Annotated in this window: 8 protein-coding genes; 4 read left to right on the forward strand and 4 right to left on the reverse strand. The window is 43.5% G+C overall.

The genetic code is table 11. From position 1 onward, the window contains the following. Positions 1 to 171 precede the first annotated feature (171 nt). Positions 172 to 2,841, reverse strand: a complete 2,670-nt coding sequence (gene rdrB / locus HV314_RS06630) for an antiviral RADAR system adenosine deaminase RdrB (RefSeq protein ID WP_047358926.1) — start codon at positions 2,839 to 2,841, stop codon at positions 172 to 174. After that, on the reverse strand, positions 2,841 to 5,528 hold the full coding sequence (gene rdrA / locus HV314_RS06635; RefSeq protein ID WP_047358925.1) for an antiviral RADAR system adenosine triphosphatase RdrA: 2,688 nt from the start codon (positions 5,526 to 5,528) through the stop codon (positions 2,841 to 2,843). Before rdrA ends, rdrB begins: the two co-directional genes overlap by 1 nt. A gap of 636 nt (positions 5,529 to 6,164) precedes the next feature. Here rdrA and HV314_RS06640 point away from each other — a divergent pair. Genes HV314_RS06640 through HV314_RS06650 form a run of 3 tightly spaced genes read left to right on the forward strand, consistent with a single transcriptional unit; the run spans position 6,165 to position 11,986 of the window. Then, a complete protein-coding gene (locus tag HV314_RS06640) occupies positions 6,165 to 8,474 on the forward strand; it encodes a tellurite resistance TerB family protein (protein ID WP_181547650.1) in 2,310 nt (769 codons plus the stop codon). Between the two features lie 3 nt (positions 8,475 to 8,477). Further along, positions 8,478 to 9,794, forward strand: coding sequence for an ATP-binding protein (locus HV314_RS06645; protein WP_047359257.1), 1,317 nt, complete (start codon positions 8,478 to 8,480; stop codon positions 9,792 to 9,794). Further along, complete coding sequence (locus tag HV314_RS06650) at positions 9,791 to 11,986, forward strand: DEAD/DEAH box helicase (RefSeq protein WP_047359258.1); 2,196 nt, start codon at positions 9,791 to 9,793, stop codon at positions 11,984 to 11,986. Before HV314_RS06645 ends, HV314_RS06650 begins: the two co-directional genes overlap by 4 nt. Positions 11,987 to 12,358: 372 nt before the next feature. On the opposite strand, the gene HV314_RS06655 is transcribed toward HV314_RS06650, so the two are convergent. Both HV314_RS06655 and HV314_RS06660 read right to left on the reverse strand, forming a co-directional pair. Then, positions 12,359 to 15,295 (reverse strand): DEAD/DEAH box helicase, encoded by a 2,937-nt coding sequence (locus tag HV314_RS06655; RefSeq protein ID WP_181547652.1) that lies wholly within the window; start codon positions 15,293 to 15,295, stop codon positions 12,359 to 12,361. Positions 15,296 to 15,860: 565 nt separating this feature from the next. Continuing rightward, positions 15,861 to 17,612 carry a hypothetical protein gene (locus HV314_RS06660; RefSeq protein ID WP_117380723.1) on the reverse strand — a complete coding sequence of 584 codons (1,752 nt, stop codon included), beginning with the start codon at positions 17,610 to 17,612 and terminating at the stop codon, positions 15,861 to 15,863. 98 nt (positions 17,613 to 17,710) lie between these two features. Between HV314_RS06660 and HV314_RS06665 the strand changes: the two genes are divergently transcribed. Then, positions 17,711 to 17,932, forward strand: a complete 222-nt coding sequence (locus HV314_RS06665; protein ID WP_047358995.1) for an AlpA family phage regulatory protein — start codon at positions 17,711 to 17,713, stop codon at positions 17,930 to 17,932.

A 17,932-nucleotide genomic window follows, 5' to 3' on the forward strand; every position in this document is an offset into this window, starting at 1 on the left:
GTTCTGCCGTTATGTTCAGAGAAATAATATATATTTGAATATTTTTAAAAGTTTAGTATTTGCTTTGATAGAGGAGTGCGCCGAATAATATAAATTGCATATTTTCGCGAAGACTTAGAGTCGCTAGACATAGTCAATTTAAAAATTTTTTTGGCAACATGCTCTCACTAATTAAATTGGCTCAAATACTTGCCGGTGGTTGCGATGAAATTGCTCAAGACTGTACTGTCGCAGTGTTTCCAGCCAGCGTTCGGCTACAGTGCGGCCAACCTTCAACTCCAGTGCAGCTTCACGTAACAATAGGAATTCTGTGCGTAGTGTAGTCGGCATAATACCGGGATCGTCGGTATTCACAAGCACTCGTACCGGCCCACGCCGCAAGCCATAAAGATTGGCTTCCGCACCGTTATCAAGTACAGATTCATCAGGTGGATGCCACCGGAAGATTGGGTGCTCAGCATGCGACTTTAACCGCGCAATATAAACATTGGATGTTGGATTAGCCTCTATGATTAGTCCCAACTGATCGTATTCGTTCAGCAACCAGTCCTGCAATGCATGCATAAAATCTAGTTCGGCTGTGGTTTCCACATCCTCGAGAAGATCGTTGTTGTGCTTACTACCAAAATGGGCTTGCACTAGGCTTTCATCACCCACTCGAATAACCACTAACTGTTTTTCCTTCCCACTACTCAACCATTCATGACGTGCAAAATACAGTTTACTTGCCATACTCGTACCATTGACTAATTGTTTATGGTCCGGTAGGGCGATACTTTCCTTTGATTGCAATGGCCAATCATTACGTAGTCCTTGCCAGCTGTAATGGCAGTTTCGTCGCAATAACCATGATGCAAATAAATCATCTGCTGTCGCGGATCTTAAAGGTGAACTATCAAAATCAGCAGGGCTAGAACCCAAACTATGTAGACTCATTGGATCCGGTACCTGCCACCAGCAGGACTCGCGCCAAAAACGGGCAATACGCCTAGTAAGCAGCGGTAATACCTGCTGAGCCAAGGGCAAACATGCACTCAGTAGGCTAGCGTGGTGCCATAGCCATACAAGATTATCCAGATGCTCATCAAGCGTCAGGATCATCTCACCTTGCCGTTTTGCCCAACGTTTGGGGTCAATGCCTAGCGCTAAGGCATGTCCTAGTCGATCTCCCTCGCGCATTTGACAAAACTGCACTGTTTCGTCTACATGTCGCATTCCTGAGGCGGGATGGGCGTAATCTTCTCCGGCATGGATGCTCAGATGAAAACCAGAGCAAGCCAACTCACCAGCCTGTTTCGATTTGAAGCCACTGCGCAGCCAGCGTAGTACCGGTGCAAACCATTCGATCTTCAACGCATTTTCATCACCAGCCACGTCCAACCCGCGAAACCATCGCGCTGGCTGAAAGCGGAAATTAGAGTTTAGATTTCCTCCCATGAATTCGGATGCAACCCAGCCAGACCCGCTTTGCAGATTACATACGAGGTCTTCAGCTTGTTTCCATAACCCCTTAATATCCGGTCTCGCATGCTGGTTTTTTTGATGTGTGGCAGAACGCAAGAAATGGCCGCAAAACTGCCACTTTTCCAGCGCGTGCATGCTCGCTAACGCCTTTGTATCCAGTGGTATCTCATGTTCGCCAAAAATATATGGTGGCTTGGGTAATTGCAGTCCTTCTCTCGCTATTAATTCTTTGGCGATTCTCTTAGCGAATTTTGGAGCAAAGACTGAAGGTGTGCTTTTTATCTCTGCCACGTCTCCCTGCCCCATCCATACACGCTGGACTCTGCTTGCAATATCACCTCCACGTCCAAGTGCTGGTTTGAAGTAACGTTCAACAAAACGTGTTAGCCCTTGACCATCCATAATCAGAGTACGGCGTAGAAGGTTAACGGTCTGCCAAAAGCACAAAGTGGCGGCACGTTGGAGTGGGTGGGTATTAGGTGAACGGTAGAGGCTGCACAGATACAAATATAGCCATAACCAACGGTTGGCTCGACCATATTGCATAGTACGAGCGAATTCACCCAACAGCCATTCGGACGAACCAATTTTAGCCGCAACGAATCGATTGGCGAGCACTTCCCAGTTGGGTAATTCTTTTGGTTCATCCATTCGAGTGGATAGGGTATTAAGAATACTTGGCCATCCTTGCTCCTTATCAAGGAGCAAAATCAATAACTGCCGCGCCCTTCTTTGTAGAGGCTGCAAAATCTCGTGTTGTTCTTCTTGCCAAAATCCATCTCTTTGACTAAGTGTCTTCTCATTTTTGCTCAATAAATGACCATCAAGGATAATGCAATCAGTAGTGATCCCTCCCCAATGTACATGCCCTTCAGCAAAAGGCTGGGAGGGATTGCTCGAAGGTGCGAAAAACGTTGTTTGGGCAGATAGAACGCGGTGAATATCATGGATGGCTGGCTGCGGGATATCTTCCAACCACTGAGCCAAGTGCCAACCAACCAGAAGAGTTGGATCCAACCCTGCCGCAAGACGCACATATGCCTTAACCTCACGCTCTCGGTAACTGAGCAGATCGCCATTTCGCAGCAATAGTCGTTGTTGTAAGTCATGCAGCCAAGGTAACTCTGGTGTCAGCAACAACTCACCAGCACACATTTTCCCCATCAGCTGACGAACATCGGTAAGTCGATGCTCTCTCGGATAACGAGCCTCTACACCCTCGACTAGTAAATGGTAGAAACGATCTTGAAGTTTTTCCCAAAAACCAGCTATAAATCCTTCAGATGTTGGCTGTAAACTTTGCCACAACCATGCAGCCAATCTTTCATCACCATAAAAGCATTCGGCGGCGTGTTCGCTTAGGGTTCTCTGGAGCATTAGCTATTATTTTCCGGATGCAATTTAGTTAACCGTGTTTTGAGATTTTTCACGATAATATCATTTACCCCAAATTGAGCTTCAAGATTTTCCAAGAGCTCCCTTGCTGAATCAGGATCATCTTTTAGTTGAAGTTCGATTTTCGTCCAAGGGATCCTGTCTGTTTCAGGTAAATTAAGTTCTTCTAACAATACCTCTTTGGCAGTGCGTACAGAGGGCCATTCAACCTCAATCAACTCATCAATCCATTTTCTCAGAGGGTGTTCTGCCAGACAATAACTGATAGTTCGGGTACTTTTTCCGTATGTACTTCGAATTTGGTAGGGCTCATTATCATTTTCAATTTGCGAATTACTAGGTGCAAAAGGGCCCACATTGATGTTGAAATGGTCATTCTTTTCAAAATTATTTAGTTTGTCTGCATTTAGATTGGTAGTTGCAACCACATTAGGTAAACCAAATAATTCACCTTTTTCAAAACTGCCAAATGCAGACCAAGTTGCGTAAAAAGTATGAGCCACCATATTCATTGCAATCCCAACATTTTTCATGCCACTAGGGATTTTCTCGTTACTAGCAAGTTGGCTATATACCTTGTTAAACACTTTATAGACCAGCCAGGGTGAAAGTTCGACTTGCTCAAGATTGTGCTCTTTGCGCCAATTATCAATATCATTTTGCAAAACAACAATTGGATCAAATTCATCACTAGGCTCTGCTACTGTTTCCGCTTCACCAGTTATATTTTGTACTCCTGTTGTGCTTCTATTTTCAGTCTTTAAGTAATCAATCAACAGTGTTTTAGTGGGGGCCAATGCTCGGGTGGAAAAGAATGGTGCACGACTCAATATAGTCTGCAAGTCTTCACGAGAAATAGGGCCTGCAATACTGGAAATAATTAGTTCAAAGATACGACCAATATTCAGAAGCATGGTTTGTTTAGCATTGGTATAGAAGTTGTACTGAACAAGCAGGTTGATCAAAAATGTAGCCTTCTTCTTCCCTTCATCATTTAGAACAATCCTCTCAATCATACCTTGATAATCCCATGCTGTAGCTGCATTAATGCCGACTTCTGCCACAGGATAAGGTAAAATGGTTTGATGAGATTTTAGACCAATAAGCCATTCTTCAGGTAAGCGTTCTTCCAGTGCACTTGCCCATGCTGATAGATCAGAAGTTTTGTCAAAAAAAGCAAGGTTAGCTGTATTATGTGTTAGTGGTTGGAATAGAGGTGTATCAAAAATACTGCCTTGACGTACTAATGAATCAGTATTTGTCCAATTTTGCCAGTATTGTTTGGCGATTAGCACCAGATAAACCGCACCAGCTTTGGATTCAAAACGGAAATAGTCCGCCATTTTTACGGCCAGATCATTTTTCGTTATGTTGTTTTTATTATCATTCTCTACCTTGTCAAATGAATAATCAACTGGCGATAGTTCTTTCATTTTTTCGGTAAATAGTTTGTACGCATCGGTATACTCTCGCTTTGATTTTTCGCTTAGCTCTTTATGCTTATCCTGAAACGCTGCCATTACTTCTAATGGCACCGTTGGCATCTGCCAAACTCGGCGAACTTCCAATTCATTTTTAGCGGTACGAATTGCATCAGGTAATAAAGCAATAAAACTGCTGCAATGGCCAATCAGTTGGGTTAAGCTGCGAATAGACGGTATTGGTAAAATAATACGGCTATCCTCTTGTCCATTTACAGGTCCAGATATAAAAATTTCCAACCAGGCGATGAAATTACGCAATGGCATAATGTCACCGAACTTTTCGCTACGTAAATAGATGTCTGTCTGTTGCCAATAGCTGCTGACTGCTGGCATAGTCAGTCTACGCGGGAAAGGTAGAATTTTTCTTTGGTATTCTTCAGCTAATTCCAGTGACCTTTCATACGCTGACTCCGCTAGGTAGTCCGAGTCTTTTATCAAACGTCCATGAAAATCACGCCAAGTCACTTCATGATATAGAGCCCGGTCACCACTGACGATTGGTAGTACATAAGGCGTTGTCATATAGCGGCGGATTATTTCTAGGTTTTCAAAAGCTCGATTAAGAGAAGTGTCTACGTCGTCAATCGGTAGAACCAGCAGCTTTTTACCTAGAAGATGCACAGCTTCACGAAAAAAGTCTTGCACGCTGTCGGCTAGGTGTTTATTACCATACATAGCACGTACTTTGTCCATGCCAGAGTGTTCTTTCTGTGTATCGACCGCTTCCAACGTGTGTGCGAGCTTGTCTAAAGCTCGGTTGAGCGCACGTGACTGTTCAGGTTTGTTGCATTGAGCCTGTTTTATCCCATCGTCGTGCAGAACTGCCGCCACTATGATATGAAGGAACAATGATTCGCCGTCCTCCAGAAGGGTTGGATCGATCGGTTCCATAATGTGGATATCTGAAAGCAGATCATTATGTTCCAGTTCAAGATAACGTTTGAGGTTTACCAGCACGGCTGTTTTGCCAGTGCCACGTGCTCCATCGATCGAGATAGCATTGTGTGCTCGCAACTCGTTTAATGATTTGTCTTTTGCCTCGATTGCACGATTCCTCGCTTGCCGGATCAGTACTGCCAATTGCTCGTAAATTTCCTCACGAGGTAGCAAGGTATTGGCGTCATGAAGCACGGCAGTTTCGCCGACATTGAGTGGGATATATTTGTTTTTCTCTTGCTGAGTCATATGCGGCACCTGGTATAAGCCTCTCGGCAATATGCCGCGGCATGTAATAACTATCTATTATCTTACAATTAACGTCGTAAAGATTGTTAGATGACAAAAGTATTTTCATGATTGATATTCAGATTACTGACATAAGTCAGCGGAGATACTTAGTTATATGTGATCTATCTCTCATTTTTAAGTCACGGAAATGTTACCAATGTCCGCTTTGGTATTAAGAGGGCAAAGTGAATTGCTTCTTGCCCCATGAGTGAAATGGGGAGATTAGAGATGATGTTGATCTGGCCTAAAAGATTTTGCAGCTAAACACATTGTCACTCTGCTCAGCGTATCGGGAAGTTTCACGATGTAGCGACCAGCTCTAGCTCTTTGGAGCAATCGCTTGCATATTAAAGCAGCAGCAACACAACCCGATTCGGAGGCGAATAGCCCAACAGAAATTCGTACATTTTGAACACACCTTCTGGTTCACATGCTTAATCAATAATTATTTCTTTTAAATCAATAAATTAATTTTGATTGCATTTTGGTTTGAACCCTTGCGATTTAGACGTATTATTTTAAGATTAATCCACTTGCCCAACCTTCATTGCTGCTTGTGAGTGTGCGTGAGGAATGATTTTAAGGTTATATATCATGGAGTTATTGAAGTTTCTGGCAGCGATTTTAGTAATTTACTTGTTGTTTTTTAGAAAGAAAAAACGTAAATCTCCAAAGTCTTATGCTTCAAGCCCCGTGAAAGCACCGCCAAAAGAATGGATCGCTGACATCAAGAAAAAAGAGACGGTTGTGCGAAACGATGATAGTGAAGATAACAACCTTGCAACCTTTACATTGAGTGGCGGCCGGGGTGTTGAACTTCGGGAGACAACCAATCATTACCAGAGCACCTCAAAGTCAGTAGGTGCATTAGCTCGCTGGGTACTTCCGGGTGAAATGATAACTGTAGCTGGTGTAACAATTAGCGGTGGCCACATTTACATGGGGCAACGTATGAAGCCCTCTAGTCAGGAGTCAGGCGGCTATTATGACGATGGAAGTGAGGCATCATTAATTGATGATACATGTAAGATACAACCCACTTCGTATCTTTACGAAGACAGTTCATTAGGATACTGGCCCAGTTTTTCCTCTCTTTCCCCTGAAGCACGCGGTGCGTATGTTAGTTGGCTTGCCAGCGATAGGTCCGACCCATCGTGTCCTATAGGCTATGTTTTTATATACCTCTACGGTCTGGAAAGAAAAGCGCTTGTAGATTCCACTTACCAAAAATTCCCTGCTGCTGAGTTCAGCAGCCTGTTCAATGAAGTCGCTCGGTTAAGATCGGTATTCATTGAGAACCGCTCCTTCCGTGTATATTCGACGCAATTGCTCGAAGCCATGTCTATTCTGCGTCCGGATTTGGGTTTAACCACTGTGCTCGATAGCGATTCTGGTTTCAGCAACGGCATGCAATTTAAGCTGGCTCTGGCAAAAACTGTACATGAAGGAGTTCCTGTATCAGCTGAACTGGCATTGAACTGGGTAATAAACCATACCGAGTATTCGCTGCGTACCCCGGCTCGCCGCTGTGCTAAAGAGTTTGCTGCGCTTTTCAAACGGCGTTACACCCTCAAATATGGTGAAGGGATGGTCGTTAAGGCGAATAAAACGCGCCTAAGGTTAGATTACACACCAGCAAGTCCTAGTTTGCGAGGTGTCCGACTTCCTGTTCCTGACCTGCCTGATCCAAGTGCATTGAAGGGACCTGTCCAAAAAATTATGGCCCTTGCTGACATATGTACAGATGAACTTGATGCTTACAGTCGCTACCTTGGCCGGAAAGGTACGTCAGTCAATGATACGGCTGCAATTATGTTGCTCCCTTCAGAGATCGTTAATGAAAGCGCAGAAAAAATATTAAGCTCATTCAAACGCTGGGCTGATGAGGCGATCCTCGAAAAAGAGGGGCGAGTATCAGTTGCTGACTTTTGGGCACATATGAATGCCAGCTGTCCAACTAAAATCAATAAAAAAGAGGCCGACTTGATGCAGGCCTTTGCTCTGAAGATGGGTTACGGTCTGGCACCTGACCCGTATTATCACCATGTGAAGGCGGATGTTGATGGGACACTTGTTCTATTCCCTGCCGCCGAAGGTGGACGCTTCTCACCTTCTCCTGAATTTATCTCAGCAGTAATGACGCTCAGATTAGGGGCGATGGTCGCCTTGATTGACGATTCCCTTGATCAAGCTGAACAGAAAGTTCTTGAGAATGCCATCAACAACAATCCTATCTTCACCGATGATGAAAAGCGCTCTCTACATGCGTACTTAACGTGGCAGCTTCATACCCCAGCCAATATGACGGGAATGAAAAGCAGGGTTGAGTTGATGGGGGCTGCGGAAAAGGCTGCTGTGGGTAAAGTTATCGTTAGTGTTGCCTGCTCAGATGGAACAATAGCGCCTGCCGAAATTAAACAGCTTGAGAAGATTTATTCAAGTTTGGGTCTGGATCCCTCATCTGTCTCGAGCAATATCCATCAGCATTCTGCAACTGAACATGATCTCGTCTCGTCTGTACCAACTGATCAGCCAACGGCAGGGTTCACACTGGATGCTAATGTACTTGCCCGACACGAATCTGCCACGGATGATGTTCGTAAATTACTGAACACAATTTTCACCGAAGAAGAACCGGAAGAGCCAGAAAGCGCACCTGCCTCATTAACGGAGGCGGGGGGCCTTGATTCCGCACATAGCCAGCTTTATCGCAGTTTGCTGGAGAAAGAACAGTGGTCCCGGAAAGAGGCGACAGAATTGTGCGGAAATTTGAACTTGATGCTCGGCGGTGCGCTTGAGGTGATCAATGACTGGTCCTATGCGGTGGTTGATGCTCCGGTACTGGACGATACCGATGATGATATCTGGGTTGACCTGGAAATTGCCAAAGAATTAGAGGGATAGTGAATGTCTGTAACACGTATAAGAGTGAAAGAACGCGACGCTATTATTCAGTCACTTAAGTCAGGTGTAACGCCAAGGATAGGCATTCAGCATATCCAGGTTGGCCGCGTGAATGAGATCACCGCTCTCCATCAGGATATTGAGAGGATTGCTGACGGTGGTGCAAGCTTCAGACTTATCATCGGTGAATATGGTTCTGGTAAAACGTTCTTTCTGAGTGTTGTGCGCTCTATTGCGCTGGAGAAGAAGTTGGTGTCAGTCAGTGCTGACCTTTCTCCTGACAGACGTATTCACTCATCGGGAGGTCAGGCTCGTAATCTTTATTCTGAGCTCATGAAAAACATGTCCACCAGAAACAAGCCGGATGGTAATGCGTTACTTAGCGTTGTTGAAAGGTTCGTTACGGAGGCAAGGAAGGAAGCTGACACGGACGGCTCCGAGGTTTCATCAGTTATTCATAAACGCCTGGCAGCACTATCAGATATGGTCGGTGGATATGACTTTGCGAAGGTCATTGATGCATTCTGGCGGGGGCATGAGCAGGATAACGAAACGCTAAAATCCAATGCCATTCGCTGGTTGCGTGGAGAGTACACTACTAAAACTGATGCCCGTCACGATCTCGACGTTCGGACTATTATCTCAGACGCTTCATTCTATGACTCTTTGAAGCTGATGAGCCTTTTTGTCCGCCAGGCTGGCTATGCCGGTCTTTTGGTCAGCCTCGACGAAATGGTGAACCTCTTTAAACTGAATAATACGCAAGCAAGAACAGCGAACTACGAACAGATTTTGCGGATCCTGAATGACTGCCTGCAAGGTTCAGCCGAGAACATTGGTTTTATCCTCGGGGGGACGCCAGAGTTCCTTTTCGATCCGCGCAAAGGTCTTTACAGCTATGAGGCGCTCCAATCACGTCTGGCGGAAAATCGGTTCGCGCAAAAAGCAGGAGTGATTGACTACTCGTCTCCTACTTTGCATCTTGCCAGCCTCACCCCTGAGGAACTGTATATTTTACTGAGAAATCTTCGCCATGTTTATGCAGGCGGAGATCCAGAGAATTATCTGATTCCAGATGAGGCACTGACTGGATTTCTGCATCACTGTAGTAAAACCATTGGAGATGCTTACTTCCGTACCCCCCGTAATACCATAAAAGGTTTCTTGGACATGCTGGCCGTGCTGGAACAAAACAGAACGATGAATTGGCAAACACTAATCGAGGGTGTGGCGATTGAAGAGGACAGGCCCAGCGATATGGATGACGCCATTGTAGAGGAAAGCGATGACGATGACGGACTGGCGAACTTCAAACTATGAGCAGTGCCTATGATAGTCTCGATCCCCGCGTCCGTAAGTGGGTTTACAAGCAGGGGTGGTCTACATTAAGGCCCTTGCAGGAGAGTTCTATCCCGGCAATTTTAGCCCGTGATCGAGACGTGCTAATCAGTGCAGGCACAGCAGCGGGTAAAACAGAGGCTTTCTTTCTTCCTGCCTGTTCGGCAGTTGCAGATCTCACTAATGGATTTGGCATCGTCTATATCAGTCCGTTGAAGGCATTGATTAACGATCAGTACCGTCGTCTTGAGAGCCTTGGAGATGCATTGGAAATGCCAGTGACTCCCTGGCACGGGGATGTGCCACAAAGCAAAAAGAAGAAGGCTCGGACAAACCCTGCTGGCATTTTACTGATTACACCTGAGTCACTTGAGTCTTTGCTCATAAATTCAATGGGCTGGCTCAAACAGGCGTTTTCTTCAGTCGCATACATCGTTATTGATGAGTTTCATGCTTTTATTGGCTCAGAGCGTGGTGTACAGCTGCTTTCTCTGCTCAATAGAATTGACCATGTGCTAGGACGCCAGGTAAATCCAATTCCCCGCGTTGCGTTGAGTGCCACGCTGGGGGAACTGGAGAAAGTGCCCGAAATGTTGCGCCCGGACAAACGACTCCCCTGCGTAACTGTTACAGATAGTAATAGCACGGCCACTCTTCAGGTACAGGTCAAAGGGTACCTGGAGCGAGTGAACCAAAAAGAGGAAGAACTTCAGAGTTCAGCTGAACATGACGTTTGCGCTGACATTTTTAGACTTTGCCGTGGCGATTCTCATTTGGTCTTTGCAAACAGCCGAAAGCGCACTGAAAGTATTGCGGCAACGCTGAGCGACATGTGTGAGGAACAAATTGTTCCGAATGAATTTTTCCCCCACCATGGTTCCCTTGCCAAGGAATTACGTGAGGCGCTTGAATCTCGTCTTCAGAAAGGTAATTTGCCCACAACTGCTGTTTGTACAATGACGCTTGAGTTGGGAATTGATATCGGTAAGGTTAAGTCGGTTATCCAAGTTACGCCTCCGCATTCTGTTTCCAGTCTGCGTCAGCGTATGGGACGTTCTGGGCGACGCGACTCCCCATCAGTTCTAAGAATGCTAATTACAGAAAATGAGCTTACTGTAACTAGCAGTATCGTTGACCACCTACGGCTGCAGTTGGTCCAGTCGATGGCAATGATCAGATTGATGATCTCTAAACAATGGTTTGAACCAGCAGATGCTCGACAGATGCATTATTCCACGCTGTTGCACCAGATTCTTGCTATTACGGCACAATGGGGCGGAGTTCGTGCCGACCAGCTCTGGTCACAACTATGCCAGACAGGGCCGTTTAGAAATGTAGATTTAAACGATTTCAAAAGTCTGCTTAAACATATGGGAACCTGTGGCCTGCTCACTCAACTTGCTAGCGGCGAAATGGTTGTTGGGGCAGAGGGTGAGAAACTGACTAACCATTACACGTTTTATGCCGTGTTCAATACACCGGAAGAGTTCCGCATTGTCACCGGAAACAGAACCCTTGGAACAGTGCCTGTGGACTCCCCACTGCTACCAGACCAACATATCATCTTCGGTGGGCGGCGCTGGAAAGTGACAGAGATCGAGACAGAGAAAAAAGTTATCTATGTAGAGGCGACCAAAGGCGGTCAGCCACCACAATTTAGTGGGGGAGGAATGTCTGTTCATGATGCCGTACGTCAGGAAATGCTCGCTATCTATAGGGAAAGTGATTACCGCATAGCGATAGGTAGCAAGAGAGTCGATTATGCCGATTCTGCCGCCAGAAATCTATTTGCTGAAGGCTGTAGTAACTTTCGGCATTATGACCTGCAAAATGAATATTTTATTACGAGCGGGCAACACTGTTACGTAATTCCCTGGATGGGGGATAAAGTTGTGAATACGATTACAGCCTTGCTCCTACGCTGTGGTTTTAAAGCAAATTCGTTTGCTGGTGTTATAGAAATCGATAATTCAAGTGTAGCTTCCGTTCAGCACGCGCTTAAAGAAATACTGTTGTCAGGCTTGCCATCTGCATTTGATCTTGCTACAGATGTTCCAGAAAAGCACTTGGATAAATATGATGATTATTTACCAGAATCCCTTCTTGCGAAGGGATTTGGGGAAAGGGCGTATGATATAGCAGGTGCACGCATCTGGCTGCAAAAAAATCTTTAGTAATATAATGTTGTATTTAGGGTTTAAATAAGTTAACTATATCCTAAATTTATTTACCTGTTAATTTGCTAGGCTTCAACCCCGGGGTGTTGCCAGGTGTATCTTTATTATCACGTCGACGTTGATCCGGTTTTCCTGTCGATTTAGCAATTGGCTTTGGACCTGGTTTTAGACCCATGATAGTTTTCCTTTTGAAATTTAAGAGAAAGACTCTCAGCATCAATATTATTGATGTTTTGAAAATTATCAATGGAAGCGAGCAATGTTTCAATAATTAACTCTAAATATGCGAACAGTGTCAGCTTTTGGGACTAAGTGGTTAGATCTGATGGAACTGACCACTTAGTCCCAAAATATAATATATTTATAAGTTTAAGGGCTAACGATAACTCTTATATCCGATCCGGAAATACTTTTAATGTATGAGTAACTCGTTCCAAGCACTGCTAACTGACCGCTAGAAATTTTTGTAGCTGAAATAGCAGGTTGTACTATAGCAAACCTGAAAACCAGTTCGTGATCATGACACTTATTTCGCAATATCTCGAGTTGTTCTGGGAGTCCCTTTAGGATTCTATCAAAACCGATTGGAAGCGACTTTTGATAACGATCCATCAAACGATCAAAAAACTTCTCACCCGTATATAACCATTTTACAGATCTGGATGCCTGACCACACACTTCGTAAACATCGTTCACGCGGGCTCCTGGTATAGCCACTCCATCAGTCAAGGAACAATATTTGCAGTGAAATAAATCAATATGAATGACATTTTTACTTTCACGAATTGCAACGAGATCGGCGATTTCACCTGCACCATCATCATTGAATACTATACTGTAATCATCAGCAATCTTGTTGTAAGTAAATCCCTGTACACTATCAAAGCGTTTTTCTGCACGCATTGATTCCTGATGAATTTTAGTTGTCCCCCAATCCCATACCTCAAGTAGAGAGATTGGCAGTTTTATATCTACACTGTTGGGCGAGAAATAACGATAATTACCTAGAAGCATTGACCCATCGACACTTAGTAGCACCAGTGGTTCGCTATCCAAGTATTCATCTAACGGAACCTCTTGAGATAATGAAATTTTCAAACCGGGGCAGTGTGTTTTGTAACCATCCTCCAATAGCTTAATATTGATCTTTGTAATTAGATGTTCCAATCCATCTGTATCTGCGACGTACACAGGAATACTTAAAGTTAGGTCATCATCATAATTTGGCTTGCCCAGAACAATATCAAGAAGGTTGAACCTCTCTCCCTGAAAAATAAGAGATATTTTTTGTTCATTCTCGATTGCTATGGACTCAGGCCAGTCTGAGTAAAAAAGGCCATCAGGCCATTTTTGCTCAATTTTCTCTGCTCGCATGACATTCTTCAATAAATCACTTGGGTCTATTGTTTTATCATTAAGTTTCTTAGAGATATTTTTACACCATTCGACCCAATAATTAATTGGTGATGAGTTCATCTCCCAAATTTTACCTTTGTGCGAGCAACCAACTGTAGTTCTATCACCTTGTTCGAAACCAGTTGCAAAAACGTTGGATTTCTTTGCACTACCTTTTTCAATCTCACTGATTACTTGATTGATGTCGTGACCTACATGCATCGTAAATCGGAGATCCTTTCGGGCACGAGATAAGCCTACGTTTTGCAATTTCATTAACTTAATATTGTGGAGCGAGCGAAATGTCGGTTCACCATTAATACGTACAGGTTCTTTAGCCACTAAATTAAGGAATCGGTTAGATTGCATGTCATCACCCGATGTGTGAATAAAAAGTGTGTTCTCGGGTTTGTTGTAAAATGCCAGATATAAGAGCCAGTTGGTGTCGAAAATAGCTTCAGTTTGAGCCCATCCAACAAGTGTTTCTCGTTTTGTTACTACGATGACTGTATCTGCTTCATCATTAATGGAAATATATTGTAACTTCTCTCTGTTGCCAGACATTTCATTTGCTCTTTCCGGCATCCAGTTCTTGGGGGAAAGATGATAGGCTGTTGCACTAATCTTTGGATTTGGATTCAACCCAAAGATAGTATCTGCGTCTTTCTCATCTGAAAACTGCCCACTGAATGACTCTTTTTCTATTTCCTTACTAACTTTTTCTTGACTAACATCCCGGATCACAGAACCCCAGTCAGCACTCTCTTTATAGAGCTCTGACATTTGGTGATCAGTCTTTTGGTTTGCAATGTTGGCAACAAATTTTGCGTTCCCAAGAGAATTATCAACCCTAGTTAACCGGCCAATAAACTGTAATGTGACTGCAGGGCTTCTGTGCTGATCATGAATAGCAGCGATTTTAAGTTCAGGCAAATCAAAACCTTCCCCTAGCATGTCCACACAAACGATGATTCGGTATTTTTTCAGGACAATCTCTTCGAAAATTCTAGCTTGGTTTGGAACTTTGCTATGTATTAATACCGGGTTAAGATCCGCATGAGTCCTGTAAATTTCGAAGAGGGCTTCAGCTCGTTTTTGTGATTTAGCCCGCACTAACATCAGATGGTTATAGCCCGCTTGTATATCTTTTCTCAATAGCTCTACAGCCTGATCTGCTATAGCTTGGTCAGAGCGATCTAAATTGTATTCCCGTACTGGGTGAAATTCGATGCTTTTGAAATAGCCATCATTTTGAGCATCGCGAAGAGGGTAGTTATAAATAATTTTTCCTTCTAATGCTAAACCATCTTCTCGAAATGGAGTTGCGGTAAACTGAATACATGGTTTCCCGTTGAAAGATTTTTTGATACGGCCCCAACTTGTTGCTGCAACGTGATGGGCTTCATCTATTAGAAGGTGACTACAGATTCCTACCAAAGCTTGCAGTGCATCCTTATCGAATAGTTGGAGGGCTTGCGGAGTAGCTACAATAACATTTGCTTTAGCAAGCTGAAGAACTTCTTGTTCAGACATTCCCGAGTTGATTACTTCGACTACAGGGTTTAAAGCCGTATCAGATATGGCTCCCACAGTGCGAAGTGTTACGAATTTTTCGCATTTACCAGATATTTGAGTTCTCAGAGCATCTGATGGAACCAGAATTAAGGTTCTAGACATTTTGCCTGCAATGAGCAGGGCAAGCATTGTGTCAGTTTTTCCTGTACCCGTAGGCATTACGACCGTTGCCGGGGAGGAAGGGTCAACCACCAGATGCCCCAGCGTTGCATAAATAGCAGCTAATTGGGGCTTACGTAGACCGGGAGTGTTGGTCAAGGGTACTGCAAGACTGAAATTAAATCGGTGATCCTGCCAACTTTGAAAGACATCCGTATAATTAGCTACTTCGCTCATAGACTTTTCCTAGGTTAACGACAAAGGAAGAATTCGGATCTCTATATTACCATGAGGCTAATACCTCTTTTAGAGGTATATTGTGACGAACCCGATAATTGAGCGAAAAACATATCTTAATTTTGTAGGGATTGTTACAACCTGCTACATGTAGCAAGTTGTAGCAGGGTACCGAGGCAGACTACAGAAATTTCACGGAGAAATGTGTCAATTATGTTAATAGCACTCTGAGTGAGGATAAATACCTCACTCAGAGTGCTATTAACAGGCTAATCCGCCTAAGCGTGAACACTGGCTTGTGCCAAAATTACGGTAATCGCTGTAAATATTCTTGGTACTGGTTTACGCCAGATACGCCAGTCGAATCAGGAAACGCCAGTAGGCATGAAATATGATCGACCCGTTAGCTGAAATAAATAACATACTCATCTATCTCTGACCCCTGCTACAGCTGCTACACGTAGCAGCTGTAGCAGGGGAAACATAAAGCGTTATTTACTTTTTCTGACTGAACCAGTACTTCTCTGTTGACGTATGGATACGTTTCCCTTTTCCATAATTTTCCCTATCTACGTTTTTCTGATGCAATTCTCAAAGCCCCACATACCTTTTCCCGAAGACGTTTTGGCTTCTCTGTTACTCCGGCAAATATCCTAATGTGTCCTAGTTCTTCTCCAGGGCATCTCAAATAACTAATAAAAACATTGATGCTACTCAGGAAATTATAAAGTGTGCATTTATCAAGTACGCCAACCAGGTTTTCATTCAATTCGCGAGCTGTTAGTGTTTTATTTTTTACTATAAACCCGGCCAGTTCATTACTATCAATACTATCACCTGTTTCGCAAACCAGGGAATTTAGCTTACCCAGCGCAAATTCTATTTCATTAAGAAGCCCGAATATAGATTGCGGACAGACTTCAGACGGTGAATCCTCAGATAAGTAACTTACCTTTCTTATCATGTGGTTGTACATTTTTATTGCACGCATGATCGTCATGTTATCTGCAGATAGTACAACATTACTATCAGTTTCTCCTGTAGTTACAGGTATAAAATCAGTAAGGGTACCTTGATTACTCAAAGTACTGTTTATCACGGATAGTAATGTTTTGTTTCTTATTTTTTTTCTTTCCAGTTTTACTTTTAATGCCATTTTGATAACTGAAAAGGCTGAAGGCAGATAACCAATAGGTAAGCTATCTAATGGGATTTTGTTTACAAGACAGAAGGCTTCGTATATTTTATTTTGACTGAGAAAAGTGATGATTTGCAAAAGTTGGGAGTAAGGCTTTAGTACATCTGAGTTAGTGGCGGCATTGAGACTGGATTCCATTTCGGCTAAATCCCACTTAGTGTATTTGTTGCCTTCACTAATGTTGAAAATAAGCCATTTTAATTCGTGAACGTAGCGATACGGTTTCTCCTCTATCATTACCGAAATCGGTCGGACTGCTTCGTTATAAAATGGGAGTGTGATATAGTGTAATAGTCGTTCATCATACCCTTTGGAATAAAGATATCGACATAGAATGCCAAAGCTAGTGTTGTAATTAACGCCATTGCTCACCGTATGTCGGTAATGCATGGATATTGCTGCGACAGCAGAGGTCTTGCGTTCAAATGCAAGTAACACGTTAAGTGAAAGATAAGCTTTTTCAATTTTATTTAAATTCAGAAAATTGAGTTTTATGTTCTTTTCAGAGATGTAACTTTCATCATACTCTAAACGGCAATCTTTTATTATTCTCCTTATAGTCGCTTCCTTCTGTCCACTACTTGCTTTAATGTCATTAATGAAACTAATTAGTGGTGCCAGATGATCCGTGTAGTGAAACTCAAGTGTGCGAATATATTCTCGAAGGTATTCCTTTACTCCTGAATAAATCTTTCTTTTATCAGCGCTTCCGTGTGGGCAGTGTATGCTGATTAAAAAACGATGAATATGGTAATAGAAATGCATTTCATCATCGGGGGGAAGAGAATTATAGACGTCTAATGCTACTATGGGAGGCAATGCGACCTGAAGGTATCGCTTTGTGATTTGGCTATTATCTAGATGAGAAAAGACCGGAATATGCATTAGCGCGTTATATAGTTGCTCGTATTTGTAAAAAACTTCGCGTCTTTCTTCGAGGCTGAAGACTTCATTGCTGTCAATTATTCTTATTAAATCGTTATAGCCTTGATCGAAAAAATTCTGATGAAAGGAAAAACTGCTGTTTCCACGCACTTCACGCCGTTCGTCATCTTTTTCAAACAGGCCAAAGCACTGGTAAAGACGATACATCATATCAGCAAAAGCATGAGTCCCCACGTTCCCTCCGGTTGGTTTCCGTTTTTTGACGGGGACAGTATCTCAGATGGTGTGAGAAAGTCGAATCCAGCTAAAGAGGTCCAACAGGAGGAGTGAAAATGCCGAATATTAGTGAACAAAAAGCACACCCGCTGCGCATCCTGCGCATGACTGAGCTGACCATGATGCTTGGGATATCTCGCTCAAGCATCTACGAAAAACTGAATCCAAAATCCAAGTATTACGATGCCGAGTTTCCTAAACCGGTCCGACTAGGGGCCGCATCAGTAGGATGGCGATCTACTGCTATTGACGAGTGGATCGCTTCCCGAACCGTTTAA

The sequence above is a fragment of the Citrobacter sp. RHBSTW-00887 genome, assembly GCF_013728095.1.
Lineage (GTDB): Bacteria > Pseudomonadota > Gammaproteobacteria > Enterobacterales > Enterobacteriaceae > Citrobacter > Citrobacter braakii.